Source organism: Pseudomonas sp. RV120224-01b, assembly GCF_003208145.1.
Taxonomy (GTDB): domain Bacteria; phylum Pseudomonadota; class Gammaproteobacteria; order Pseudomonadales; family Pseudomonadaceae; genus Aquipseudomonas; species Aquipseudomonas monteilii.
This window is the reverse complement of sequence record NZ_QKMQ01000008.1, coordinates 238,262-264,962: the sequence shown is the minus strand read 5'-3', so window position 1 is coordinate 264,962 and position 26,701 is coordinate 238,262. Positions and strand designations below refer to the sequence as shown.

Here is a 26,701-nt window from a genome sequence, read left to right as displayed (position 1 = left end):
ATGGACATCGCCTCCACCCAGGTGTCCATCACGCCAGACAAGAAACACGTCTACATCACCGTCAACATCAACGAAGGCGAGAAGTACACCGTTCGCGACGTGAAGCTGTCCGGTGACCTGAAAGTGCCGGAAGACCAGGTCAAGTCGCTGCTGCTGGTGCAGCCGGGCCAGGTGTTCTCGCGCAAGGTGATGACCACCACGTCCGAGCTGATCACCCGCCGCCTGGGTAACGAAGGCTATACCTTCGCCAACGTCAACGGCGTGCCTCAGCCGAACGACCAGGACCACACGGTCGACATCATGTTCGTGGTCGACCCGGGCAAGCGTGCCTACGTCAACCGCATCAACTACCGCGGCAACACCAAGACCGAAGACGAAGTGCTGCGTCGCGAGATGCGCCAGATGGAAGGTGGCTGGGCCTCGACCTACCTGATCGACCAGTCCAAGACCCGTCTGGAGCGCCTGGGCTTCTTCAAGGAAGTCAACGTAGAGACCCCGCCGGTGCCGGGCACCGACGACCAGGTCGACGTCAACTACAGCGTCGAAGAGCAGGCCTCCGGTTCGATCACTGCCAGCGTCGGTTTCGCCCAGAGCGCCGGCCTGATCCTCGGTGGTTCGATCAGCCAGAGCAACTTCCTCGGTACCGGTAACAAGGTATCCGTCGGTCTGACCCGTTCGGAATACCAGACCCGCTACAACTTCGGCTTCGTGGACCCCTACTTCACGGCCGACGGCGTCAGCCTGGGCTACAACGCCTTCTACCGCAGCACCGACTACGACGACCTCGACGTCGACGTGGCCAGCTATGCGGTGGACAGCTACGGTGCCGGTGTGAGCCTGGGCTACCCGATCAGCGAAACCTCGCGCCTGACCTACGGCCTGAGCGTGCAGCAGGACAAGATCAAGACCGGTAAGTACACCGTTGACGAGATCTTCGATTTCCTTGAGCAGGAAGGCGACAACTTCCTGAACTTCAAGGCCTCGATCGGCTGGTCCGAGTCGACCTTGAACAAAGGTGTGCTGGCTACCCGTGGTCACTCGCAAAGCCTTACCCTGGAATCCACGATTCCGGGCAGTGACCTGTCGTTCTTCAAGCTCGACTACCGTGGTCAGCTGTTCAAGCCGATCACCAACGACTACACCCTGCGCCTGCACACCGAGCTGGGCTATGGTGACGGTTACGGCAGCACCTCTGGCCTGCCGTTCTACGAGAACTACTTCGCGGGTGGCTTCAACTCCGTCCGTGGCTTCAAGGACAGCAGCCTGGGCCCACGCAGTACGCCTAGCCGCGGCGAGGCCGACGGTGGCAAGCCGGGTACCATCCGCGACCCGGATCAGGATCCGTTGCCGTTCGGTGGTAACGTGCTGGTGCAAGGTGGTGTCGAGTTGCTGTTCCCGCTGCCGTTCGTCAAGGACCAGCGTTCGCTGCGCACCTCCGTGTTCTGGGACGTCGGTAACGTGTTCGACACCAATTGCGGCAACAAGCCTGATTGCGAGAAAGTCGGTTTCTCGGGCATGGCCAGCTCGGTTGGTCTTGGTGTGACCTGGATTACCGCACTGGGCCCGCTGAGCTTCAGCTTGGCAATGCCGGTGAAGAAGCCGGACGATGCCGATACCCAGGTGTTCCAATTCTCTCTGGGCCAGACCTTCTAAGGTCGGCCCCTGCTTAATGACAACGGTTTATCCAGGAGTGCATCGTGCGTAAATTGGCTCAACTGGCCGTAGTGGCCGCGGCGCTGGTCGCCACCCCGGCATTCGCCGAAATGAAGGTTGCCGTGCTGAACTATCAGATGGCCCTGCTGGAATCGGATGCTGCCAAGAAGTACGCAGTTGATGCCGAGAAGAAGTTCGGCCCGCAACTGACCAAGCTGAAAAGCCTGGAAAGCAGCGCCAAGGGCATCCAGGACCGCCTGATCAAGGGCGGCGACAAGATGCAGCAGCAGGAGCGTGAGCGCCTGGAGCTCGAGTTCAAGCAAAAGGCCCGTGACTTCCAGTTCCAGTCCAAGGAACTGAACGAGGCCAAAGCCGTTGCCGATCGCGACATGCTCAAGCAACTGAAACCGAAGCTGGATGGCGCCGTCGAGGAAGTGATCAAGAAGGGCGGTTTCGACCTGGTCCTCGAGCGTGGTGCGGTCATCGATGTCAAACCTCAGTACGACATCACCCGCCAGGTCATCGAGCGCATGAACCAAGCCCGTTGATATGAGTGTGACCATGACGCTAGGCCAGCTGGCCGAGGCCCTCGGTGCCACCCTCAAGGGGCCCGAGGCGTTGCAGATTACCGGGCTGGCCACCTTGCAGGAGGCAGGCCCCGGTCAATTGAGCTTCCTCGCCAACCCGCAGTACCGCAAGTACCTGGATAACTGCCAGGCGGGTGCGGTATTGCTCAAGGCTGCGGATGCCGAAAGCTTCGCTGGCAATGCCCTGATCGTGGCCGACCCGTACCAGGCGTATGCGCGTATTTCCCACTTGTTCGACCCCAAACCCAAGGCTGTGGCGGGAGTCCATCCCAGCGCCGTGGTGGCTGAGGACGCGCAGGTGGACGCCAGCGCCAGCATCGGGCCGTTCGCGGTTATCGAAAGCGGTGCGCGCATCGGGGCTGATGTCAGCATCGGCGCACATTGCTTCATCGGTGCGCGTTGCGTTGTAGGTGAAGGCGGCTGGCTGGCGCCGCGGGTGACGTTGTATCACGACGTAACCATCGGCAAGCGAGTGGTCATCCAGTCAGGTGCTGTGATCGGCGGCGAAGGCTTCGGCTTTGCCAATGAGAAAGGCATCTGGCGCAAGATCGCCCAGATTGGCGGCGTCACCATTGGTGATGACGTGGAAATCGGCGTCAACACTGCCGTCGACCGTGGTGCGCTGTCCGACACGCGGATCGGTGACGGGGTAAAGCTCGACAACCAGATCCAGATCGCCCACAACGTGCAGATCGGTGACCACACGGCCATGGCGGCTTGCGTGGGCATCTCCGGCAGTACGCGCATCGGCAAGCATTGCATGCTGGCCGGCGGCGTAGGCCTGGTAGGGCACATTGATATTTGCGATAACGTATTTGTTTCCGGGATGACAATGGTAACCCGTTCGATCACTGAACCCGGTTCCTATTCGTCCGGCACAGCCATGCAGCCTTTGGCTGACTGGCGCAAGAGCGCTGCGCGTATCCGTCAGCTCGATGACATGGCCAAGCGTCTTCAGCAGCTGGAAAAACGCGTCGATACCGTGACCTCAGGTGGCCTGCCGACATCAGAAGGCTGATACCATTCCCTGAGCAAGAGTGAACAGTCGCTAGCTGGCTCCTCTTTGGATTGCAAAAGGAGCGTGTGGTCAGCACCTGCGCTCCCTATTCTTATTACAGGCTTCCCCCCCGAAATGATGGACATCAACGAGATTCGCGAATACCTGCCTCACCGTTACCCGTTCCTGCTGGTGGACCGAGTGACGGATCTGGACTTCGAGGCCCAGAGCATTCGTGCCTACAAGAATGTCAGCATCAACGAGCCGTTCTTCAATGGCCACTTCCCGGCGCACCCGATCATGCCGGGTGTCCTGATCATCGAAGCCATGGCCCAGGCGGCCGGCATCCTTGGCTTCAAGATGCTCGATGCCAAGCCGGCCGACGGCACCCTGTACTACTTCGTCGGCTCCGACAAGCTGCGTTTCCGTCAACCGGTACTGCCGGGTGACCAGTTGGTGCTGGAAGCCAAGTTCCTCAGCCGCAAGAGCATGATCTGGAAATTCGAGTGCCGTGCCCTGGTCGACGGCAAGCCGGTTTGCTCGGCAGAGATCACCTGCGCGGAACGCTCCCTATGAATTCGATTGATCCTCGGGCCATTATCGACCCGTCGGCCAAACTGGCCGATGGCGTCGAGGTCGGCCCTTGGTCGATCGTTGGCCCCGATGTGGAAGTCGGGGAGGGCACCGTTATCGGCTCGCATGTTGTGCTCAAAGGCCCGACCCGCATCGGCAAGCACAACCGTATCTTTCAGTTTTCCTCGATCGGTGAAGACACCCCGGACCTCAAGTACAAGGGTGAACCGACGCGCCTGGTGATCGGTGACCACAATGTGATCCGTGAAGGGGTGACCATTCACCGTGGTACCGTTCAGGACCGCGCCGAAACCACGGTGGGTGACCACAACCTGATCATGGCCTATGCCCACATCGGCCACGACAGCGTCATTGGCAATCACTGCATCCTGGTCAACAACACGGCCCTGGCCGGCCATGTGCATGTGGGTGACTGGGCGATCCTGTCCGGCTACACCCTGGTGCACCAGTACTGCCATATCGGCGCCCACGCGTTTTCCGGCATGGGTACGGCGATTGGCAAGGACGTTCCGGCCTTTGTTACCGTGTTTGGCAGCCCGGCCGAAGCCCGTAGCATGAACTTCGAGGGCATGCGCCGTCGCGGTTTCAGCGACGAGGTGATCCATGTGCTGCGCCGTTGCTACAAGATTGTCTACCGCCAGGGCCTGACCGTCGAAGACGCGCTCAAGGAGTTGGTGGAAATGGCCGCGCAACACCCTGAGGTCGAACTGTTCCGCCAGTCGATCGTGAACTCCGCCCGCGGCATCACCCGCTGACATGGCCCCGCTTTGCGTAGCCTTGGTCGCAGGTGAGGCCAGCGGCGACATTCTGGGGTCCGGCCTGATGCGTGCCCTCAAGGCGCGCCACCCGGATGTGCGTTTCATTGGCGTTGGCGGCCCGTTGATGGAAGCCGAAGGCCTGCAATCGTACTTCCCCATGGAGCGCCTGGCTGTCATGGGCCTTGTCGAAGTGCTGGGGCGCCTGCGCGAGTTGCTCAAGCGCCGCAAGCTGCTGATCCAGACGCTGATCGACGAAAAGCCGGATGTCTTCATCGGCATCGACGCCCCTGACTTCACCCTCAACATCGAGCTGAAACTGCGTCAGGCCGGGATCAAGACCGTGCACTACGTCAGCCCGTCGGTCTGGGCGTGGCGGCAGAAGCGTGTGCTGAAAATTCGCGAAGGCTGCGACCTGATGCTGACGCTGTTGCCGTTCGAGGCGCGGTTCTATGAAGAGCAGGGCGTGCCGGTACGTTTTGTTGGCCACCCGTTGGCCGACACCATACCGCTTGAAGCCGACCGCCCAGCTGCGCGCGCTGCGTTGGGCTTGGGCGAGGGGCCGGTAGTGGCACTGATGCCGGGTAGCCGGGGTGGGGAAGTCGGGCGACTGGGGGCATTGTTCCTTGATGCCGCAGAGCGCTTGTGCCAGCAGATGCCGGGCGTGCGCTTCGTGCTGCCCTGCGCCAATGCCGCGCGGCGTGCCCAGGTTGAGCAGATGCTCGAAGGGCGGCAGCTGCCGCTGACGCTGCTGGATGGCCAGTCGCATCAGGCCCTGGCGGCCTGTGATGCCGTACTGATCGCCTCTGGCACCGCCACCCTCGAAGCGTTGCTGTACAAGCGGCCTATGGTGGTGGCCTATCGCCTTGCGCCCTTGACCTACTGGATTCTCAAGCGCCTGGTGAAAAGCCCCTACGTGTCATTGCCGAACCTGCTGGCCCAGCGCGAGCTGGTGCCCGAGTTGCTGCAGGATGAGGCCACCAGCGAAGCGTTGGCCAATACCCTTGCGCCGCTGGTGCGCGACGGCAGCCGGCAGACGGAACGTTTCGACGAAATTCACCGCACCCTGCGCCGTGACGCCTCCAATCAGGCGGCCGAGGCGGTACTGGCCCTGCTCAAGGACCGCTGACATGCAAATTGGACTGGACTTCAACCTGGTCGAGGACCTGGTCGCCGGCGTTGACGAAGTGGGCCGTGGCCCACTGTGTGGCGCGGTGGTAACGGCGGCGGTGATCCTCGATCCTGCGCGCCCGATCCTTGGCCTGAACGATTCGAAGAAACTCACCGAAGCCAAGCGCGAGGCGTTGTTCGACGAAATCCGTGAAAAGGCGCTGAGCTTCTGTATCGCCCGTGCCGAGGTCGAGGAAATCGACCGCCTGAACATCCTGCAGGCCACCATGCTGGCCATGCAGCGTGCGGTGGAAGGCCTGCACATCACGCCGAAACTGGCCCTGATCGATGGCAACCGCTGCCCGAAGCTGGCCGTACCGGCCTCGCCGGTGGTCAAGGGCGATAGCCAGGTGCCGGCGATCGCGGCGGCTTCGATCCTGGCCAAGGTGACCCGAGACCGGGAGATGAGCGCCTTCGAGCAGATTTACCCAGGGTATGGCATTGGTGGGCACAAGGGTTACCCGACCCCGGTGCACCTTGAAGCACTCGCGCGGTTGGGGCCTACGCCCATTCATCGGCGTTCCTTTGCCCCTGTGCGGGCGGCCTGGGAAGCACGTGAAGGCGTCATCGATTCTCTGATCTGACCCGTTGGGGCCGCTGTGCGGCCCTTCGCGGGCACGCCCGCTCCCACAGGTGCGGCGTCGCTCCCGAGGGCAGTGATATCCCTGTGGGAGCGGGCATGCCCGCGAAGGGCTGCGACGCAGCCCCCAAATCCCATCCCCATTTAAGCTACAATCCCGCCCTTGTCGTTCAGCACTGCTACAGGATCTTCCATGTCGGTTCCCTTCGTTCACCTGCGCGTCCACTCCGAATTCTCGCTGGTCGACGGCCTGGTGCGGGTCAAACCGCTGGCCAAGGCGCTGGCGGGGATGAACATGCCGGCGGTGGCGATCACCGACCAGAGCAACATGTGCTCGCTGGTGAAGTTCTACAAGACCGCCATGGGTGCCGGCATCAAGCCGATCTGCGGCGCCGACCTGTGGCTGGCCGGTGCCGACCCGGAAGCGCCGCTGTCGCGCATCTGCTTCCTGGCCATGGACCCCAAGGGCTACCGCAACCTCACCGAGTTGATCTCGCGTGGCTGGACCGACGGCCAGCGCAATGGCCTGGTCATCCTGCAGCGTGAATGGATCGCCCCTGCCAGTGAAGGCCTGATTGCCCTGTCTGCGGGCAAGGAAGGCGACATCGGCATGGCCTTGCTGGCCGGCCGGGACGACGAAGCCCAGGCCCTGCTGCAAGACTGGATGGGCATGTTTCCCGATCGTTTCTACGTTGAAGTGCAGCGCACCAACCGCGCCCGTGACGAAGAGTACGTGCACGCTGCGGTAGCGCTGGCAGACAAGCTCGGCGCCCCGCTGGTGGCCACCAACGACGTGCGCTTCCTCAAGCAAGCCGACTTCGACGCCCACGAAACCCGCGTGTGCATTGGCGAGGGCTGGACCCTCGACGACCCGCGCCGTCCGCGTGGCTACAGCGATCAGCAGTACCTGAAGTCGGCCGAGGAAATGGCCGAGCTGTTCAGCGACCTGCCTGATGCCATCGCCAACACGGTCGAAATCGCCAAGCGCTGCAATATTCAGGTACAGCTGGGCAAGTACTTCCTGCCCGACTTCCCCACGCCCAATGGCATGGGTATCGACGATTACTTGCGGCATGTGTCCCACGAAGGCCTGGAAGAGCGCCTGGCGGTGCTGTGGCCGAAAGAGACCACGCCCAATTACGAAGAAAAGCGCCAGGTGTACCTGGACCGCCTGAAGTTCGAGCTGGACATCATCATCCAGATGGGCTTCCCCGGTTACTTCCTGATCGTTATGGACTTCATCAAGTGGGCCAAGAACAACGACGTGCCGGTAGGCCCGGGCCGCGGTTCGGGTGCTGGCTCGCTGGTGGCCTACGTACTCAAGATCACTGACCTCGACCCGCTGGCCTACGACCTGCTGTTCGAGCGCTTCCTCAACCCTGAACGTATTTCCATGCCCGACTTCGACGTCGACTTCTGCATGGACGGCCGTGACCGGGTGATCGACTACGTGGCCGAGGCTTACGGCCGCAACGCGGTGAGCCAGATCATCACCTTCGGTACCATGGCCGCCAAGGCGGTGGTGCGTGACGTGGCGCGGGTGCAGGGCAAGTCCTACGGCCTGGCCGACCGCCTGTCGAAGATGATCCCGTTCGAAGTGGGCATGACCCTGGAGAAGGCCTACGAGCAGGAAGAGATCCTGCGCGACTTCCTCAAAGGCGACGAAGACGCCCGCGAAATCTGGGACATGGCCCTGAAGCTGGAAGGTGTGACCCGGGGTACCGGCAAGCACGCCGGTGGTGTGGTTATCGCGCCGACCAAGCTCACCGATTTTTCGCCGATTGCCTGTGATGAAGAGGGCGGTGGCCTGGTAACCCAGTTCGACAAGGATGATGTCGAAGCCGCCGGCCTGGTGAAGTTCGACTTCCTCGGCCTGCGTACGCTCACCATCATCAAGTGGGCGATGGAGATCATCAACCGCGAGCAGGCCAAGAAGAACCTGCCGGATCTCAACATCGACTTCATCCCGCTGGACGACCGCAAGACGTACGAGCTGCTGCAAAAGGCCGAGACCACGGCGGTGTTCCAGCTCGAATCGCGCGGCATGAAGGAGCTGATCAAGAAGCTCAAGCCCGACTGCCTGGAAGACCTGATCGCACTGGTGGCACTATTCCGTCCGGGCCCGCTGCAATCGGGCATGGTGGACGACTTCATCAACCGCAAGCACGGCCGCGCCGAGCTGGCTTACCCGCACTCCGACTACCAGTACGAAGGCCTCAAGCCGGTACTGGCACCGACCTACGGCATCATCCTGTATCAGGAACAGGTGATGCAGATTGCCCAGGTGATGGCGGGCTATACCCTGGGCGGCGCCGACATGCTGCGCCGGGCGATGGGTAAGAAAAAACCCGAGGAAATGGCCAAGCAGCGCGGTGGTTTCATCGAAGGCTGCGTGGCCAACAATATCGATGCGGACCTTGCCGGTAACATCTTCGACCTGGTAGAGAAGTTCGCCGGATACGGGTTCAACAAATCCCACTCCGCGGCTTATGGCCTGGTGTCGTACCAGACCGCCTGGCTGAAAACCCACTACCCGGCGCCGTTCATGGCTGCGGTACTGTCGGCGGACATGCACAACACCGACAAGGTGGTGGTGCTGGTCGAGGAAGTGCGCAGCATGAAGCTGCGCCTCGACGCGCCGGATGTGAACTTCTCCGACTTCAAGTTCACCGTCAACAATGACGGCCGCATCGTCTATGGCCTGGGTGCCATCAAGGGCGTGGGTGAAGGCCCGGTGGAGGCAATTGTAGAAGCCCGTGCCCAGGGCGGCCCGTTCAAGGACCTGTTCGACTTCTGTGAACGTATCGACCTCAAGCGGGTCAACAAGCGTACCCTGGATGCGTTGATCCGAAGTGGCGCGCTGGACCGCCTGGGGCCGCATTTCCATGACGAGATCAAGGCCTATCACGCCAACATCGACATCAACCGTGCAACCTTGATCTCCGCGTTGGGTGAGGCCATCAAGGCTGCCGAGCAGGCAGCCCATACCGCTGACAGCGGCCATGTCGACCTGTTCGGCAGCATGTTCGACGAGGCGGATGTCGATGTTTATGCCAACCACCGCAAGGTGCGTGAGCTCACCCTCAAGGAGCGCCTGAAGGGCGAGAAGGACACCCTCGGCCTGTACCTCACCGGCCACCCGATCGACGAGTACGAGGCCGAAATCCGCCGCTTTGCCCGCCAGCGCATCGTCGACCTGAAGCCGTCGCGTGAAACCCAGACTATCGCCGGCATGATCATTGCGCTGCGGGTGATGAAGAACAAGAAGGGCGACAAGATGGGCTTTGTCACGCTGGATGACCGCTCCGGGCGCATCGAGGCATCGTTGTTCGCCGATGCGTTCATGGCGGCACAGTCCTTGCTGCAGAACGATGCCATGGTGGTGGTGGAGGGCGAGGTCAGCAACGACGACTTCTCCGGTGGCCTGCGCCTGCGGGTCAAGCAGGTGATGACCATGGAAGATGCGCGCACCAAGCTGGCCGAAAGCCTGCGCCTGAAGGTGGCGCACGACGCATTGAAGGGCGACCGGCTGAAGTGGCTGGGCGAGCTGATTACCCGCCATCGCGGTGCCTGCCCGATTACCCTGGAATACACCGGCAGCGATGCCAAGGCCATGCTGCAGTTCGGCGACCAGTGGGCAATCGACCCGGCCGACGGGCTGATTCAGGCGCTGCGTGACCAGTTCGGGCGTGAGAACGTCTTCCTGCAATATCGTTGAACCGAAAAAAATTTAATCTCGACCTGAATGCGCCTGATCCCTTAAGGTAGGGCGCCAAACGGATCAACCGGCCGGCCGCCTGGCCGTAGACCCAAGACGGATGACTATGAACCCGAATTTTCTCGATTTCGAACAGCCGATTGCCGACCTGCAAGCCAAGATCGAAGGCCTGCGCCTGGTAGGCAACGACAACTCGCTGAACATCAGCGATGAAATTGCCCGTCTGCAAGACAAGAGCAGCACCCTGACCGAAAGCATCTTCGGCAACCTGACCAGCTGGCAGATCGCCCGTCTGGCCCGTCATCCGCGTCGTCCTTACACCCTGGACTACCTGGAACACATCTTCACCGAGTTCGAAGAGCTGCACGGTGACCGCCACTTCTCCGACGACGCCGCCATTGTGGGTGGTACCGCACGCCTGGACGGCAAGCCGGTCATGGTCATCGGCCACCAGAAGGGCCGTGAAGTGCGCGAGAAGGTGCGCCGCAACTTCGGCATGCCGCGCCCGGAAGGCTACCGCAAGGCTTGCCGCCTGATGGAAATGGCCGAGCGCTTCAAGATGCCGATCCTGACGTTCATCGACACTCCGGGCGCCTACCCGGGTATCGACGCCGAAGAGCGCAACCAGAGCGAGGCAATCGCCTGGAACCTGCGAGTGATGGCTCGCCTGAAAACCCCGATCATCGCGACCGTGATTGGCGAGGGTGGTTCTGGCGGTGCACTGGCCATCGGTGTGTGTGACCAGCTCAACATGCTGCAGTATTCCACCTACTCAGTGATCTCGCCGGAAGGTTGTGCTTCGATCCTGTGGAAGACTGCCGACAAGGCAGCTGATGCGGCCGAGGCCATGGGTATCACTGCCGAGCGCCTGAAAAGCCTGAACATCGTCGACAAGGTGATCCAGGAACCGTTGGGCGGCGCCCACCGCGACCCGGCCAAGATGTCGGAAAGCATCCGCGCCGACCTGGTGCAGCAGCTGGACATGCTCAGCAAGTTCGACAACGACGCGCTGCTGGCCCGCCGTTACGAGCGCCTGATGAGCTACGGTCTCTGATAAACCCGGGGCCGCTTTGCGGCCCATCGCCGGCAAGCCAGGCTCCCACAAGGATCAGCGTCAACACGGACACTGTGGGGGCCTGGCTTGCCGGCGATAGGGGGGCAAAGCACCCCCGGCAATTTCAAGCCATGTGAGGCCTTTATGATCAACCTCACCCCTTGGCTCAATGCCCCCGCTTGGCATATCGCCTTCTCCGGCGGCCTCGACTCCACCGTCCTCCTGCACCTGCTGGCCGACTACGCTCGCCATCACACATCCCCCCCGCTGCGTGCGATCCACATCCATCATGGTCTGCAAACCGCTGCCGACGCCTGGCCCGCACACTGCCAAGCCATCTGCGACAATCTCGGTATCGAACTGCAGGTCATTCACGTCCAGGTCGCCCCCGGCGCCAGCCTCGAACAGGCCGCTCGCGACGCCCGCTATGCCGCGTTCAAGCAAGCCCTGAGCCCCGGCGACATCCTGTTCACCGGCCAGCACCGTGACGACCAGGCCGAAACCCTGCTGTTTCGTCTGTTGCGCGGCGCCGGTCTGCGTGGCCTGGCTGCAATGCCGGTGCAGCGGGCGCTAGGGCAGGGCAGTCTGGTCAGGCCTTTGCTGGCTTGTGCTCGGCAGCAGCTGCAAGCCTATGCCCGAATGAAGGGGCTGGCCTGGATCGAAGACCCGTCAAACGCCGACACACATTTCGCCCGCAACTTTCTGCGTGGCGAGGTGCTCCCGCATTTGCAGCAACGTTGGCCGCAAACCACCCAGAACCTCGCCCGCGCCGCAGAGCACCTGGGCGAAGCCTTGGGGCTGCTGGACGAGCTCGCCCAAGGTGACCTTGCGTGCGCAGCAAGGGGGGCGCCGCAGGCCTGGGCCGGGTTGGACTCGCTCGATCTGGCATCTCTGGTCGCGTTGTCGCCCGCCCGTCAGCGCAATGCCCTGCAGTATTGGCTGAGCCTTCGCACCCGTTTGCCAGACACCCGACACTGGGCCGGCTGGGCGGACCTGCGTGATGCTGCCGGGGATGCGCAGCCGGTCTGGCGGCTCGCCGACGGGCAACTGCTGCGCAGCCATGGGCGCATCTGGTGGCTGAGTGGTGACTGGCTACAGTTGCCCGTCGGCGAGCTGGCCTGGGCGAACCCCACCGGGCCGCTGTTGCTGCCAGGTAACGGCAGCGTGCGTCTTGCGGTCGCACAGCCGCTCGGAGACCTGCGCATCGCCTATCGCCAGGGCGGCGAAATGCTGGACATCCCTGGCCGTGGGCGGCGCGACCTCAAGCGCCTGCTCAACGAGTTGCAGGTGCCGCATTTCCTGCGCCCACGCCTGCCGCTGCTGTATCAGGGCGAGTGTTTGCTGGCAGTGGCCAACCTGCCGGGGTTGGTGCAGGCGGATTGCCAGCTGCACTGGCAGTTACCGACGAACGCGCAAGGTTTGAGCTGAAGGGTACATTCGGGTAGACTACCCTCCCTTCTTGATACAGCTTCTGTGGGTTCCGCGAAAACACAGGAGTTGCCGATTACCAAGCAGTTTTTTGCTGGGCTGATTCTGGAAATGACGAGCGAGCTCCATGCCGGGGATACCCCTGGTCTGTACAGACGCGGCAGTTTTTCGAGATGCACTGTGATTGACGCAGGTGATCGGGGGCTTCGGCCTTCCTTCGCTTTCTCCGGCGGCGCTGGCCGCCTTAACGCAGACTTCTAGGGTTTTTCATGACGCGCTACATATTCGTCACGGGCGGTGTTGTTTCTTCATTGGGGAAAGGCATTGCCTCGGCTTCCCTGGCGGCCATCCTGGAAGCGCGGGGCCTGAAGGTCACCATGCTCAAGCTGGATCCGTACATCAACGTCGATCCGGGCACCATGAGCCCGTTCCAGCACGGTGAAGTGTTCGTCACCCACGATGGCGCCGAGACCGACCTCGACCTGGGCCACTACGAGCGGTTCATCCGCACCACCATGACCCAGAACAACAACTTCACCACCGGCCGCATCTACGAGCACGTGCTGCGTAAAGAGCGTCGTGGTGATTACCTGGGCGCGACCATCCAGGTCATCCCGCACATCACCGACGAGATCAAGCGTCGCATCATCAAGGGTGCCGGCGATGCCGACGTGGCCCTGGTGGAAATCGGCGGTACCGTGGGTGACATCGAGTCGCAGCCGTTCCTCGAGGCCATCCGCCAGCTGCGCGTCGAAGTGGGCTCCAAGCGCGCCATGCTGATGCACCTGACCCTGGTCCCGTACATCGCCACCGCTGGCGAAACCAAGACCAAGCCGACCCAGCACTCGGTCAAGGAGCTGCGCTCCATCGGCCTGCAGCCTGACGTGCTGATCTGCCGCTCCGACCACCCGGTCGATGCCTCGTCGCGTCGCAAGATCGCGCTGTTCACCAACGTTGAAGAGCGTGCGGTGATTTCGCTGGAAGACGTCGACACCATCTACAAGATCCCGGGTGTACTGCACGCACAGGGCCTGGACGACTTCGTCGTCGAGCGTTTCGGCCTGCAGTGCAGTGGCGCCGACCTGTCCGAGTGGGACAAGGTGGTCGATGCCAAGCTCAACCCTGAGCAGGAAGTGACCATCGCCATGGTCGGCAAGTACATGGAGCTGCTGGACGCGTACAAGTCGCTGATCGAAGCGATGAGCCACGCCGGCATCACCAACCGTACCAAGGTCAACCTGCGCTACATCGATTCGGAAGACATCGAGAACCAGGGCACCAGCCTGCTCGAGGGCGCCGATGCCATTCTGGTGCCGGGCGGTTTCGGCCTGCGCGGCGTGGAAGGCAAGATCACTGCGGTGCAATATGCCCGTGAAAACAAAGTGCCGTACCTGGGTATCTGCCTGGGCATGCAGGTGGCCGTGATCGAATTCGCCCGTAACGTCATGGGCTGGAAAGACGCCAACTCCACCGAGTTCGACCGCAACAGCGGCCACCCTGTGGTCGGCCTGATCACCGAGTGGGCCGATGCCACCGGTGCCGTCGAAACCCGCAACGAGGCTTCCGACCTGGGCGGCACCATGCGCCTGGGCGCACAGGACTGCCAGCTGGCTGCCGGTTCCAAGGTACACGACTGCTACGGCAAGGACGTGATCACCGAGCGTCACCGCCACCGCTACGAAGTGAACAACAACCTGCTGCCGCAACTGGTCGACGCTGGCCTGGTGGTTTCTGGCCGTTCCGAAGACGGCGCGCTGGTGGAAGTGGTCGAGTCCAAGGACCACCCATGGTTCGTCGCCTGCCAGTTCCACCCGGAGTTCACCTCCACCCCGCGTGACGGCCACCCGCTGTTCAGTGGTTTCGTCAAGGCAGCCCTGGCTCAGAAGAACAAGGCCTGATCAATGACCCAGAAGATCATCCGCGTCGGTAACATCGAGATCGCCAACGACAAGCCGTTCGTCCTGTTCGGCGGCATGAACGTCCTGGAGTCCCGTGACCTGGCAATGAAGGTCTGCGAGGAGTACGTGCGGGTTACCGAGAAGCTCGGTATCCCCTACGTGTTCAAGGCCAGCTTCGACAAGGCCAACCGTTCGTCGGTGACGTCTTACCGTGGCCCGGGCATGGAAGAAGGGCTGAAGATCTTCGAAGAGATCAAGCGCACTTTCAACGTGCCGGTGATCACTGATGTGCACGAGCCCTACCAGTGCGAGCCGGTGGCCAAGGTGTGTGACATCATCCAGTTGCCAGCCTTTCTTTCGCGCCAGACCGACCTGGTCGTCGCGATGGCCAAGACCGGCGCTGTGATCAACATCAAGAAGGCGCAGTTCCTCGCGCCGCACGAGATGAAGCACATCCTCGCCAAGTGCGTCGAGGCTGGTAACGACCAGCTCATCCTGTGTGAGCGCGGTTCGAGCTTCGGCTACAACAACCTGGTGGTGGACATGCTCGGCTTCGGCATCATGAAGCAGTTCGAGTACCCGGTGTTCTTCGACGTGACCCACGCCCTGCAGACGCCGGGCGGTCGCGCTGATTCCGCCGGTGGCCGCCGCGCCCAGGTCACCGACCTGGCCAAGGCGGGCATGAGCCAGGGCCTGGCCGGCCTGTTCCTCGAAGCCCACCCGGACCCGGACAACGCCAAATGCGATGGCCCATGCGCCCTGCGCCTGGACAAACTGGAGCCATTCCTGGCCCAGCTCAAGCAACTGGACGACCTGGTGAAAAGTTTTCCGACGGTAGAAACCGCGTAAAGCTCATTTCTCGGGTAAAGTACCGCCCGATCCACCCCTGACCAATCGGTCAGGGGCTCCCTTCACCCGGCCTGCCCACTGCAAATCCGCCTGGTGAACGGCAAGAATTTCTTAAGCTAAGTTGTTTTCGTCAATTCTGGAGTGCTTACAACAATGGCAAAAATCGTCGACATCAAAGGTCGTGAAGTTCTCGATTCGCGTGGCAACCCCACCGTGGAAGCCGATGTACTGCTCGACAACGGCATCATCGGCAGCGCTTGCGCGCCGTCCGGTGCTTCCACCGGCTCGCGCGAAGCGCTGGAGCTGCGTGATGGCGACAAGAGCCGTTACCTGGGCAAGGGCGTGCTGAAGGCCGTCGCCAACATCAACGGCCCGATCCGTGACCTGCTGCTGGGCAAGGACCCTTCCGACCAGAAGGCCCTGGACCACGCCATGATCGAACTGGACGGTACCGAGAACAAGGCCAAGCTGGGCGCCAACGCCATCCTGGCTGTTTCCCTGGCTGCCGCCAAGGCCGCTGCCCAGGACCAGGACCTGCCGCTGTACGCGCACATCGCCAACCTGAACGGCACTCCGGGCCAGTACTCGATGCCGGTTCCGATGATGAACATCATCAACGGTGGCGAGCACGCCGACAACAACGTCGACATCCAGGAGTTCATGGTTCAGCCGGTTGGCGCCAAGACCTTCTCCGACGGCCTGCGCATGGGTACCGAAATCTTCCACCACCTCAAAGCTGTGCTGAAGGCCCGTGGCCTGAACACTGCCGTGGGTGACGAAGGTGGTTTCGCTCCTAACCTGGCTTCCAACGAAGACGCCCTGGGCGCCATCGCCGAAGCGGTCGAAAAAGCCGGCTACAAGCTGGGCACCGACGTGACCCTGGCCCTGGACTGCGCGGCTTCCGAATTCTACGAAGACGGCAAGTACAACCTGTCCGGCGAAGGCAAGTCGTTCGACGCTGAAGGTTTCGCCGAGTACCTGAAAGGCCTGACCGAGCGCTTCCCGATCATCTCGATCGAAGATGGCCTGGACGAGTCCGACTGGGCTGGCTGGAAGATCCTCACCGACAAGATTGGTGAAAAGGTACAGCTGGTGGGCGACGACCTGTTCGTGACCAACACCAAGATCCTGAAGGAAGGCATCGAGAAGGGCATCGGTAACTCGATCCTGATCAAGTTCAACCAGATCGGCTCGCTGACCGAAACCCTGGAAGCCATCCAGATGGCCAAGGCTGCCGGCTACACCGCAGTGATCTCGCACCGCTCCGGTGAAACCGAAGACTCGACCATTGCCGACCTGGCCGTGGGTACCGCTGCTGGCCAGATCAAGACTGGTTCGCTGTGCCGTTCCGACCGCGTTTCCAAGTACAACCAGCTGCTGCGCATCGAAGAGCAACTGGGTGCCAAAGCGGTTTACCGTGGTCGTGCCGAGTTTCGCGGCTAAGCAAGAGATGGTAAAAAGACAGCAGCCGGAGTTGTAGGAACGTTCGTACTGATCTTTCCTTCATCCCAACGGGTTTCTGTCAACGAAGCCTGGCCTCGGCCAGGCTTCGTGCTATTCGAGGCCCCGAAGTAACAAGTACGCGGCAGCCTTTTTAACCTGGATAACGTGATGCGCAGTCCCTATTGGGTGTTCCTCGTTCTGCTCCTGCTGCTGGGTGGCCTGCAGTACCGCCTGTGGGTGGGTAATGGCAGCCTGGCGCAAGTGACCGAACTGAAGCAGCAGATTGACGAGCAGCATGCCGAGAACGAGCGCTTGCTTGAGCGCAACCGCGTGCTCGATGCCGAAGTGCTGGAGCTGAAAAAAGGCATGGAGACCGTTGAAGAACGGGCTCGCCACGAATTGGGAATGGTCAAAGAGGGCGAAACCCTCTTCCAGTTGCCACAGAAATGATCGATACCTTACCGGCCTTCTGGGCCGTGATTCCTGCTGCGGGCGTAGGTGCCCGCATGGCTGCCGACCGCCCCAAGCAATACCTGGAGCTGGCTGGGCAGACCATCCTCGAGCACAGCCTCGACTGTTTTCTTGGCCACCCGGCGCTCAAAGGCGTGGTGGTCAGCATTGCTGAAGATGACCCGTACTGGCCGGCCCTGCGTTGCGCCAGCGACCCGCGCATCCAGCGCGCAGCGGGCGGGCGCGAGCGTGCCGATTCGGTGCTCAATGCCTTGCTGTTGCTGCATGCGCAAGGCGCCTCGGACAGCGACTGGGTGCTGGTGCATGATGCTGCGCGGCCGAATTTGGCGCGCAGCGACCTGGACAAGCTGTTGTCGGAGCTGGCGGACGACCCGGTGGGTGGCCTGCTGGCGGTACCGGCGCGCGATACCCTCAAGCGTGCCGATGGCAGCGGCCGGGTAAGTGCTACCGTGGACCGCAGCACCATCTGGCAGGCCTACACACCGCAGATGTTCCGCCTTGGGGCACTGCACCGGGCGTTGGCCGAGTGCCTGGTGTCGGATGTGGTGGTTACCGATGAAGCTTCTGCCATTGAGTGGTCCGGCCAGGCGCCGCGGCTGGTGGAAGGGCGCAGTGACAACATCAAGGTGACCCGGCCGGAAGACCTGGAGTGGTTGCGCCAGCGCTGGGCTGGGCGGCGCTGAAGGCTCAAACCGGTGTTGGCTTCTTCGCGGGCAAGCCCGCTCCCACAGGTACGGCGCCAGCCTCAAGGTCTGCGCATGACCTGTGGGAGCGGGCTTGCCCGCGAAGAGGCCGGTACAGCCAGCATATCCCTTCAGCCGAAACGATATTCCGGCAACCCCGCCAACCCTTCCTTCAGGTAATCCACCAGCCGCCGCACTTTGGGCGATAGGTGCCGCTGCTGCGGATACAGCGCCCACACTGCCGTATTCGGCGGCTGGTGCGCTTCCAGCAACGACACCAGAGCCCCCGTATTCAAGTGCTCCAGCACGTAATAATCCGGCAACTGGCACAACCCCATCCCCTGCAGCGCCGCATCCAGCACCGCCTGCCCACTGTTGCAGCGCCAGTTCCCTTGCACCCGCTGGCTGATCTCGCGCCCATCCTGCTGCAATGCCCACAAGTCCGAACTGCCCACCAGGCAATTGTGTCGCGCCAACTCTGACAGGCTGTGGGGGCGACCGTAACGTTCCAGATAAGCCGGCGAGGCACACAGGTACATGCGCCGGGGGGCGAGGCGGGCGGCCACCAACCGTGAGTCGGCCAGCCGCCCCAAACGGATGGCAAGGTCCATGCCTTCGTGCAGCAGGTCGAGGGTGTGGTTGCTCAACTCCACCTCCACCCGCAACTGCGGGTACAGCGCCATGAACCGTGTCACGAGCGGCACGATGAAGCGCTCGCCGTACGCTACCGCGCAAGTCATGCGCAGCAACCCCTTTGGCTCGCTGGCCAAGTCGCCCATGGCGCGCAGGGCTTCCTCGCGGCCATCCTGAAGACGTTGGCAATGCTGCAGAAAGGTTTGCCCGGCCTCGCTCAAGGTCACCCGACGGGTACTGCGGTAGAGCAGGCGTGTTTGCAGGCGCTCCTCCAGCCGGGCGATCTGGCGACTGATGTGCGACGAGGAAACCCCCAGGCGTTCGGCTGCTGCCGTGAACTGTCCAGATTCGGCCACGGCGACGAATTCGTCGATACCTTCCCAGCGGCTGCTCATTGATTATCCCTGCATGGCAATAATGTTTTGTCTTTGCCTGGATTATTCATCAAAAGGCAGTGAATTACACTGCAAGCCTGAATCGACACTCTGTCTGGAGACCTTTGATGATCAAGTCCCGTGCCGCCGTAGCCTTCGAAGCCAAGAAACCCCTGGAGATCGTCGAAGTCGACGTGGCCATGCCCAAGGCCGGTGAAGTGCTGCTGCGCGTGGTCGCCAGCGGTGTCTGCCACACCGACGCCTACACCCTGTCCGGTGCCGACCCGGAAGGCATCTTCCCGTCGATCCTCGGCCACGAAGGTGGCGCGATCGTTGAAGCGGTAGGCGAGGGCGTGACCTCGGTGGCCGTTGGCGATCATGTGATTCCGCTCTACACCCCGGAATGCGGCAAGTGCAAGTTCTGCCTCTCGGGCAAGACCAACCTGTGCCAGGCCATCCGTGCGACCCAAGGCAAGGGCCTGATGCCCGACGGCACCACGCGCTTCTCGTACAAGGGCCAGCAACTGTTCCACTACATGGGTACCTCGACCTTCTCCGAGTACACCGTGCTGCCGGAAATCTCCGTGGCCAAGATCCAGAAAGAAGCACCCCTGGAAAAGGTGTGCCTGCTGGGCTGTGGCGTTACCACCGGTATTGGTGCGGTGCTCAACACCGCCAAGGTCAAGCCGGGTGATACCGTGGCCATCTTCGGCCTGGGCGGCATCGGCCTGTCGGCGGTGATCGGTGCGGTCAAGGCCAAGGCCTCGCGCATCATCGCCATCGACATCAACCCGGCCAAGTTCGAGATCGCCCGCCAGCTGGGCGCCACCGACTGCATCAACTCGAAAGACTACGACCGCCCGATCCAGGAAGTGATCGTCGACCTCACCGACGGTGGTGTGGACTTCTCCTTCGAGTGCATCGGCAACGTGCAACTGATGCGTGCGGCGCTGGAGTGCTGCCACAAGGGCTGGGGCGAGTCGGTGATCATCGGCGTGGCCGGTGCCGGCCAGGAAATCGCCACCCGTCCGTTCCAGCTGGTGACCGGCCGGGTATGGCGCGGTTCGGCGTTCGGTGGCGTGCGTGGCCGCAGCGAGCTGCCAAGCTACGTGGAAATGTCCGAGAAGGGCGAGATCCCGCTGGATACCTTCATCACCCACACCATGGGCCTGGAGGACATCAACAAAGCCTTCGACCTGATGCATGAAGGCAAGAGCATCCGCAGCGTGATCCACTTCTGAGGTACGCCATGAGCCTGGATAACATCTCCTGCCAGAAAAGCTTCGGCGGTTGGCACAAGCGTTACCGGCATCACTCCAAGGTGCTGGGCTGCGACATGGTATTTGCCGTGTACTTGCCGCCGCAGGCCGAGCTGGGTGAGAAGCTGCCGGTGCTGTACTGGCTCAGCGGCCTCACCTGCACCGACGAGAACTTCATGCAGAAGGCCGGCGCCCAGCGCCTGGCCGCCGAGCTTGGGCTGATCATCGTCGCCCCCGACACCAGCCCGCGTGGCGAGCAGGTGCCGGGCGACCCGGACGGCGCCTGGGACTTCGGCCTGGGGGCGGGCTTCTACCTCAACGCCACCCAGCAACCCTGGGCCAAGCACTACCACATGCACGACTATGTGGTGGAGGAGTTGCCCGCGCTGATCGAGGCGCACTTCCCGGCATCGGGCGAGCGCAGTATCAGTGGCCACTCCATGGGCGGGCATGGCGCACTGGTGTGCGCCTTGCGCAACCCGGGGCGTTACCGTTCGGTGTCGGCGTTCTCGCCGATCAGCAACCCGATGGACTGCCCATGGGGCGAGAAGGCCTTTAGCCGCTACCTGGGTGACGACCGTGCGCGCTGGCGTGAGTGGGATGCCAGTGTGCTGTTGGCCGAAACGCCGGCCGGCGAGTGCCCGCCGTTGCTGGTGGACCAGGGCGACCGTGATGATTTTCTCGAAAAGCAGCTCAAGCCTGAAGCGCTGGAGCAGGCGGCACGCAAAGGGGGGCATGAACTGACCCTGCGCCTGCAGCCGGGTTATGACCATAGCTACTACTTCATTGCCAGCTTCATCGAGGAACACCTGCGCCATCATGCGGTGGCACTGGGGCGGGTTTAACGCATAACTGCGGTGTTTGCCTCATCGCCGGCAAGCCAGCTCCCACAGGGATTGCGCATGGCCTGAGGCCTATGCGGTCGGGGTGGGAGCTGGCTTGCCGGCGATGGGCTGCGAAGCAGCCCCAATGCCTCAAAAGCAGGTAGAATCACGCCCTGACTCATTCAGGGCGTTTTCTTATGCGTATTGGCCACGGCTACGATGTGCACCGTTTCTGCGACGGTGATTTCATTACCCTGGGCGGGGTGCGTATCCCCCACAAATACGGCCTGCTGGCCCACTCCGACGGCGACGTGCTGCTGCACGCCCTGAGCGATGCCTTGCTGGGTGCTGCGGCGCTGGGCGATATCGGCAAGCACTTCCCCGACACCGACCCACAGTTCAAGGGTGCCGACAGCCGCGTGCTGCTGCGCCATGTGGTTGGCATCGTCAAGGCCAAGGGCTGGAAGGTCGGCAACGTCGACGCCACCATCGTCGCCCAGGCACCGAAGATGGCCCCGCACATCGAGACCATGCGCCAGCTGATCGCCGAGGACCTGCAGGCCGAGCTCGACCAGGTCAACGTCAAGGCCACCACCACCGAAAAGCTGGGCTTCACCGGCCGCGAGGAGGGTATTGCCGTGCATTCGGTCGCCCTGCTGCTGCCAGCATGACCGAACTGGAACTGCTGGGCCCGCGCGCATCGGGCGAACCACTGGGCACCGCCGTCCTCAAGGCGGTGGCCGAAGACTTCCAGGTCGACGAAGTGCTGGATATTCCACTGTCCGGCCAGGGCGAGCACTTGTGGCTGTGGGTCGAGAAGCGTGACCTGAACACCGAAGAGGCCGCTCGCCGCCTGGCGCGCGCCGCCGGTGTGCCGGTGCGCACCATCAGCTATGCCGGGCTCAAGGACCGTCAGGCCCTGACCCGTCAGTGGTTCAGCCTGCACCTGCCAGGCAAGGCCGACCCGGACCTGTCGCGTGCCGAGGATGCCAGCCTGCGCGTGCTCAAGCAGGTGCGTCACCAGCGCAAGTTGCAGCGTGGCGCGCATTCGGCCAACGGCTTCACCCTGCGCCTGACGGCCCTGGCGGCGGATCACCAGGCGCTGGACGCGCGCCTGGAACAGCTGAAGCAGCACGGTGTACCCAACTATTTCGGCACCCAGCGCTTCGGTCACGGCGGCGGCAACGTCCATGACGCTCTCGACTGGGCGGCGCGCAAAGCCTTGCCCGAGCAGCGCAATGTGCGTTCGCGGCTGCTTTCGGCCGGGCGCAGCTACCTGTTCAATCAGGTGCTGGCTGCGCGTGTCGCCGAAGGTAGCTGGGCGCGGGCGCAGGTCGGCGACCTGCTGGCATTCACTGACAGCCGTAGCTTTTTCCCGGCGGGAGAGGCGGAATGTGCCGACCCGCGCCTGGCGATTCTCGATCTGCACCCGACCGGCCCGATGTGGGGCGAGGGCGCTTCGCCTGCTGACGGGGCGACTGCCCGCCTGGAAAACGCCGTCGGTGCAGATCAACCGGCACTTTGCCAGTGGTTGGCCCAGGCGGGCATGGATCACGAACGGCGCATTTTGCGGCTCCCTATTGGCGGCCTGACATGGCATTATCCCGAGCCTGATATCCTGCAACTGGAATTCGTCCTGCCGGCCGGATGCTTCGCCACCGTGGTGGTGCGTGAAGTAGTGGATCTGGTGTCGGCAGGGCAGACGGACAGCCCATGCGTATTCTGATTTCGAACGACGACGGTGTTACCGCGCCCGGCATCGCCGCGCTGCACGCTGCGCTGGCGGATTACGCCGAGTGCTCGGTGATCGCCCCGGAGCAAGACAAGAGCGGCGCCAGCAGTTCGCTGACGCTGGACCGGCCACTGCACCCGCAAACCCTGGCCAACGGTTTCATCAGCCTCAACGGCACGCCGACCGACTGTGTGCACCTGGGGCTCAATGGGCTGTTGCCGCACACGCCGGACATGGTCGTGTCGGGGATCAACCTCGGTGCCAACCTGGGCGATGACGTGCTGTATTCGGGCACGGTCGCCGCAGCGTTGGAAGGCCGCTTCCTGGGTGGCACGTCGCTGGCGTTTTCGCTGTTGTCGCGCCAGCCGGACAACCTGCCGACCGCGGCCCATATCGCCCGCCGCCTGGTCGAGGCCCAGTCGCGCCTGGCGCTGCCACCCCGCACCGTGCTCAACGTAAACATTCCCAACCTGCCGCTGGAGCACATTCGTGGCATCCGGCTCACCCGCCTCGGTCACCGGGCGCGGGCGGCGGCACCGACCAAGGTGGTCAACCCGCGCGGCAAGGAAGGTTACTGGATCGCCGTGGCCGGCGATGCCGAGGACGGCGGCCCGGGTACCGACTTCCACGCGGTGATGCAGGGCTATGTATCGATCACCCCGTTGCAACTCGACCGCACCTTCAATGATGCCTTCGAGCAGCTCGACGGTTGGCTGGAGGGCCTGCTCTGATGCGCGAGGACGATATGCTGCGCCGCGGCATCGGCATGACCTCCCAGCGTACCCGGGAGCGGCTGATCCAGCGTCTGTGCGAAGAGGGCGTTTCGAACACCAAGGTGCTCGACGTGATTCGTCGCACCCCGCGCCACCTGTTCGTCGACGAGGCACTGGCGCATCGTGCCTACGAAGACACCGCATTGCCCATCGGCCACAACCAGACCATCTCGCAGCCGTTCATGGTTGCCCACATGAGCGAGCTGCTGCTCGAGGCCGGGCCGCTGGACAAGGTGCTGGAGATTGGTACCGGCTCAGGCTACCAGACGGCGATCCTGGCCCAGCTGGTGGAACGGGTGTTTTCGGTGGAGCGTATCAAGGTGCTGCAGGACCGGGCCAAAGAGCGCCTGGTGGAGCTGAACCTGCGCAACGTGGTATTCCGCTGGGGCGATGGCTGCGAAGGCTGGCCGGCGCTGGCGCCGTACAACGGCATCATCGTCACGGCGGTGGCGCCAGAAGTGCCGCAGGCATTGCTTGACCAGCTTGCACCCGGGGGGCGCATGGTGATCCCGGTGGGGGCGACCGGCGAAGCGCAGCAACTGATGCTGATCGTGCGCGAGGAGCATGGATTCTCCCGGCGCGTGCTGGGGGCCGTGCGCTTCGTCCCGCTACTCAATGGTCCGCTGGCCTGAGGCTTGCGGGTATGAGCCGCGCGGTATTTTTGCGCCAGCGGCGAATTCTTGCCGCTTCGCCCTGTCTATCTGGCGGTAGAAAGCGCTAGCTCGCACCGGGGTATTGCAACAGCCTTTTGCACCCGCCTGCCAATACTGGCCGGCTTGGTTATAATTGCAACAATATTGCATTTCTTGTCTTCATATCGTTTTTCGGCACCATGAGGGGAGCGCGGGTGGGTCACACAGTCATTCGGCAGCGCAAGGACGGGTCGGGTTTCAAGCTTCTGGTGATTGCACTGGCCATGGGCACGCTACTGGTGGGTTGCTCGAGCACCAGCAGCAACAGCAGTGCGCGGGTAGTCGACCGCAATAACACCGTGCCCAAGCGCCCGGCGGTGACGTCCGGGCAGTACGTCGTCAAGCCGGGTGACACGCTGTTCTCCATTGCCTTCCGCTATGGCTGGGACTACAAGGAGCTGGCCGCACGCAACGGCATCGCGGCGCCTTATACCATTCGCCCGGGGCAAGCGATTCGTTTCAGCAGCGGTTCCAGCAGCAGTACCACGGTGGTGTCCAGCCCCTCTTCATCGAGCCGCACCACGGTCACCCGCAGGCCCGTAGGCACGACTGCTGTGACGCCTGCCAACACCAGCAAACCGGCAACGCCGGCAACCTCCACCAGTACGCCGGTTGCCACCACCGTGCCTGCGGCAGAGCGCGCCGTAGGCGGCTGGACCTGGCCTGCCAACGGCGTGCTGATTGGAAAATTTGCTTCAAACGGTAGTTTGAATAAAGGCATTGATATCGCCGGTGATTTGGGACAGCCTGTTTTTGCTGCGTCTGATGGTGCGGTGGTTTACGCCGGGAGTGGTTTAAGGGGCTACGGCGAGCTGATCATCATCAAGCACAGTGATACCTACGTCAGTGCCTACGGCCATAACCGCAGGCTGTTGGTTCGGGAGGGGCAGCAGGTCAAGGCAGGGCAGTCGATTGCTGAAATGGGGTCTACGGGCACAGATCGGGTGAAGCTGCATTTCGAGATTCGCCGCCAGGGCAAACCCGTCGATCCACTCCAGTTCCTGCCACGCCGTTGATCGTTGTACCCGGCCTGTTCCTGTGATGTAGAGGGGACAGGCTCAAGCGCTGCCAGGGATAAAGGTGCCGCTCGAGTCTGAGTTCGAACTCAGCAAAGGACTATAACAATGGCTCTCAGTAAAGAAGTGCCGGAGTTTGACATCGACGATGACGTCCTCCTGATGGAGACGGGTATCGTTTTGGAAACGGATGTGGTGTCAGACGAACCTGCTGTATCTTCGGTTCGGACGAGGGCCAAGTCGGGCTCTTCGCTCAAGCAACACAAGTACATCGATTACAGCCGGGCGCTCGATGCCACCCAGCTGTATCTGAACGAAATCGGCTTCTCGCCGCTGCTTTCGCCGGAAGAGGAAGTGCATTTTGCGCGTTTGTCGCAAAAGGGTGACCCTGCTGGCCGCAAGCGCATGATCGAAAGCAACCTGCGCCTGGTTGTTAAAATTGCCCGTCGTTACGTGAACCGTGGCCTGTCGCTGCTCGACCTGATCGAGGAGGGCAACCTGGGGCTGATCCGTGCGGTCGAGAAGTTCGACCCGGAGCGTGGTTTCCGTTTCTCGACCTATGCGACCTGGTGGATTCGCCAGACCATCGAGCGGGCGATCATGAACCAGACCCGCACCATTCGCTTGCCGATCCACGTGGTCAAAGAGCTGAACGTCTACCTGCGCGCGGCCCGTGAGCTGACCCAAAAGCTGGACCACGAACCCTCCCCGGAAGAAATCGCCACGTTGCTGGAGAAGCCCGTCGCCGAGGTCAAACGCATGCTCGGCCTGAACGAACGGGTGTCTTCGGTGGATGTGTCGCTTGGCCCGGATTCGGACAAGACCCTGCTCGACACCCTGACCGACGACCGACCGACAGACCCGTGCGAGCTGCTACAGGATGACGACCTGTCGCAGAGCATCGACCAGTGGCTGGGAGAGTTGACCGATAAGCAGCGTGAAGTGGTGGTACGCCGCTTTGGCCTGCGCGGGCATGAAAGCAGCACCCTGGAGGATGTTGGCCTGGAGATCGGCCTGACCCGGGAACGGGTGCGGCAGATCCAGGTAGAAGGGCTCAAGCGCCTGCGTGAGATCCTGGAGAAGAACGGCCTGTCCAGCGAGTCGTTGTTCCAGTAGCGAAAGCCTGTAAATCAAAAGCGCCCCGATGACCTCGGGGCGTTTTTGTGTGTGATGAAAACAGGTCTTTCGTGTGCGTCTGTCGAGGGGCTACAAAGCAGTCCCGTGATGTATGGCGCCACCTCGGTAACATTGCATGTAAGCCTTTTCTTACTTGTTTTGTAAGCTATCTATGCAAGTCTCAGTAAATCATTGTCGTTTTCAGCCCCGGTATTTTTCCAACTCATTGAAATTCATGCGTTATTCGGCTGTGTGGAAATGTGTCCCGTGTAATACCTTGTGAGGTTTCGCGCTTGCCCGCTCAGCTGAAGCCGCTAGTATTCGAACTGTGCACACGGACATGCACAGGCTTCCAGGGAGGAGGCCAAGGACATCGCAAGACGCGATTTCATCAGGATGATG

24 protein-coding genes are annotated in these 26,701 nt (G+C 62.3%); 23 read left to right on the top strand and 1 reads right to left on the bottom strand.

Features of this window, described 5'->3' with window-relative positions:
- The 15 genes from bamA to ispD all read left to right on the top strand — a co-directional run.
- On the top strand, window positions 1–1,653 hold a 1,653-nt coding region (bamA, locus tag N436_RS15225), incomplete at its 5' end, for an outer membrane protein assembly factor BamA (protein ID WP_110741447.1).
- A gap of 44 nt (window positions 1,654–1,697) precedes the next feature.
- Window positions 1,698–2,201: an OmpH family outer membrane protein gene (locus N436_RS15220; RefSeq protein WP_012270843.1), complete on the top strand. Its 504-nt coding sequence runs from the start codon at window positions 1,698–1,700 to the stop codon at window positions 2,199–2,201.
- Between the two features lies 1 nt (window position 2,202).
- The gene (gene lpxD, locus N436_RS15215) at window positions 2,203–3,258 is read left to right on the top strand and encodes a UDP-3-O-(3-hydroxymyristoyl)glucosamine N-acyltransferase (protein WP_110741446.1); all 1,056 of its coding nucleotides are present in this window, start codon (window positions 2,203–2,205) and stop codon (window positions 3,256–3,258) included.
- A 114-nt stretch (window positions 3,259–3,372) separates the two neighbouring features.
- Window positions 3,373–3,813 carry a 3-hydroxyacyl-ACP dehydratase FabZ gene (gene fabZ, locus N436_RS15210; protein ID WP_003252314.1) on the top strand — a complete coding sequence of 147 codons (441 nt, stop codon included), beginning with the start codon at window positions 3,373–3,375 and terminating at the stop codon, window positions 3,811–3,813.
- A complete protein-coding gene (gene lpxA, locus N436_RS15205; RefSeq protein WP_110741445.1) occupies window positions 3,810–4,586 on the top strand; it encodes an acyl-ACP--UDP-N-acetylglucosamine O-acyltransferase in 777 nt (258 codons plus the stop codon). The genes fabZ and lpxA overlap by 4 nt, the downstream gene beginning before the upstream one ends.
- A gap of 1 nt (window position 4,587) precedes the next feature.
- Window positions 4,588–5,715: a lipid-A-disaccharide synthase gene (lpxB, locus tag N436_RS15200; RefSeq protein ID WP_110741444.1), complete on the top strand. Its 1,128-nt coding sequence runs from the start codon at window positions 4,588–4,590 to the stop codon at window positions 5,713–5,715.
- Between the two features lies 1 nt (window position 5,716).
- A complete protein-coding gene (gene rnhB, locus N436_RS15195; protein WP_110741443.1) occupies window positions 5,717–6,340 on the top strand; it encodes a ribonuclease HII in 624 nt (207 codons plus the stop codon).
- A 189-nt stretch (window positions 6,341–6,529) separates the two neighbouring features.
- Window positions 6,530–10,054: a DNA polymerase III subunit alpha gene (dnaE, locus tag N436_RS15185; RefSeq protein ID WP_110741441.1), complete on the top strand. Its 3,525-nt coding sequence runs from the start codon at window positions 6,530–6,532 to the stop codon at window positions 10,052–10,054.
- Between the two features lie 106 nt (window positions 10,055–10,160).
- Window positions 10,161–11,108: an acetyl-CoA carboxylase carboxyltransferase subunit alpha gene (locus tag N436_RS15180; RefSeq protein WP_028698702.1), complete on the top strand. Its 948-nt coding sequence runs from the start codon at window positions 10,161–10,163 to the stop codon at window positions 11,106–11,108.
- Window positions 11,109–11,252: 144 nt separating this feature from the next.
- A complete protein-coding gene (gene tilS / locus N436_RS15175) occupies window positions 11,253–12,536 on the top strand; it encodes a tRNA lysidine(34) synthetase TilS (protein ID WP_110741440.1) in 1,284 nt (427 codons plus the stop codon).
- Between the two features lie 269 nt (window positions 12,537–12,805).
- Complete coding sequence (locus tag N436_RS15170; protein ID WP_016712921.1) at window positions 12,806–14,434, top strand: CTP synthase; 1,629 nt, start codon at window positions 12,806–12,808, stop codon at window positions 14,432–14,434.
- A 3-nt stretch (window positions 14,435–14,437) separates the two neighbouring features.
- Window positions 14,438–15,283, top strand: a complete 846-nt coding sequence (gene kdsA / locus N436_RS15165; protein WP_060497316.1) for a 3-deoxy-8-phosphooctulonate synthase — start codon at window positions 14,438–14,440, stop codon at window positions 15,281–15,283.
- 153 nt (window positions 15,284–15,436) lie between these two features.
- Entirely contained in the window at window positions 15,437–16,726 is a 1,290-nt protein-coding gene (eno, locus tag N436_RS15160; RefSeq protein ID WP_060497315.1) for a phosphopyruvate hydratase, read from the top strand.
- 168 nt (window positions 16,727–16,894) lie between these two features.
- A complete protein-coding gene (ftsB, locus tag N436_RS15155) occupies window positions 16,895–17,176 on the top strand; it encodes a cell division protein FtsB (RefSeq protein ID WP_016712918.1) in 282 nt (93 codons plus the stop codon).
- Complete coding sequence (gene ispD / locus N436_RS15150) at window positions 17,173–17,880, top strand: 2-C-methyl-D-erythritol 4-phosphate cytidylyltransferase (protein WP_105945898.1); 708 nt, start codon at window positions 17,173–17,175, stop codon at window positions 17,878–17,880. The genes ftsB and ispD overlap by 4 nt, the downstream gene beginning before the upstream one ends.
- A 131-nt stretch (window positions 17,881–18,011) precedes the next feature.
- Here the strand turns inward: ispD and N436_RS15145 are convergent, their stop codons facing one another.
- Window positions 18,012–18,908 (bottom strand): LysR substrate-binding domain-containing protein, encoded by an 897-nt coding sequence (locus tag N436_RS15145; RefSeq protein ID WP_105945899.1) that lies wholly within the window; start codon window positions 18,906–18,908, stop codon window positions 18,012–18,014.
- Window positions 18,909–19,015: 107 nt separating this feature from the next.
- Here N436_RS15145 and N436_RS15140 point away from each other — a divergent pair, with 107 nt between their 5' ends.
- The 8 genes from N436_RS15140 to rpoS all read left to right on the top strand — a co-directional run bounded on the left by N436_RS15140 (window position 19,016) and on the right by rpoS (window position 26,299).
- Window positions 19,016–20,128 (top strand): S-(hydroxymethyl)glutathione dehydrogenase/class III alcohol dehydrogenase, encoded by a 1,113-nt coding sequence (locus N436_RS15140; RefSeq protein ID WP_110741439.1) that lies wholly within the window; start codon window positions 19,016–19,018, stop codon window positions 20,126–20,128.
- A gap of 8 nt (window positions 20,129–20,136) precedes the next feature.
- Entirely contained in the window at window positions 20,137–20,991 is an 855-nt protein-coding gene (fghA, locus tag N436_RS15135) for an S-formylglutathione hydrolase (protein ID WP_060497312.1), read from the top strand.
- Between the two features lie 176 nt (window positions 20,992–21,167).
- The gene (ispF, locus tag N436_RS15130) at window positions 21,168–21,641 is read left to right on the top strand and encodes a 2-C-methyl-D-erythritol 2,4-cyclodiphosphate synthase (protein WP_110741438.1); all 474 of its coding nucleotides are present in this window, start codon (window positions 21,168–21,170) and stop codon (window positions 21,639–21,641) included.
- On the top strand, window positions 21,638–22,696 hold the full coding sequence (gene truD, locus N436_RS15125; protein WP_016712912.1) for a tRNA pseudouridine(13) synthase TruD: 1,059 nt from the start codon (window positions 21,638–21,640) through the stop codon (window positions 22,694–22,696). The genes ispF and truD overlap by 4 nt, the downstream gene beginning before the upstream one ends.
- On the top strand, window positions 22,684–23,433 hold the full coding sequence (surE, locus tag N436_RS15120) for a 5'/3'-nucleotidase SurE (protein ID WP_016712911.1): 750 nt from the start codon (window positions 22,684–22,686) through the stop codon (window positions 23,431–23,433). The genes truD and surE overlap by 13 nt, the downstream gene beginning before the upstream one ends.
- A gap of 35 nt (window positions 23,434–23,468) precedes the next feature.
- Complete coding sequence (locus N436_RS15115) at window positions 23,469–24,107, top strand: protein-L-isoaspartate(D-aspartate) O-methyltransferase (protein WP_164525271.1); 639 nt, start codon at window positions 23,469–23,471, stop codon at window positions 24,105–24,107.
- Between the two features lie 215 nt (window positions 24,108–24,322).
- Window positions 24,323–25,183, top strand: coding sequence for a peptidoglycan DD-metalloendopeptidase family protein (locus N436_RS15110; RefSeq protein WP_110741437.1), 861 nt, complete (start codon window positions 24,323–24,325; stop codon window positions 25,181–25,183).
- A 108-nt stretch (window positions 25,184–25,291) separates the two neighbouring features.
- A complete protein-coding gene (gene rpoS, locus N436_RS15105) occupies window positions 25,292–26,299 on the top strand; it encodes an RNA polymerase sigma factor RpoS (protein ID WP_003252351.1) in 1,008 nt (335 codons plus the stop codon).
- The last annotated feature ends 402 nt before the right edge of the window (window positions 26,300–26,701 follow it).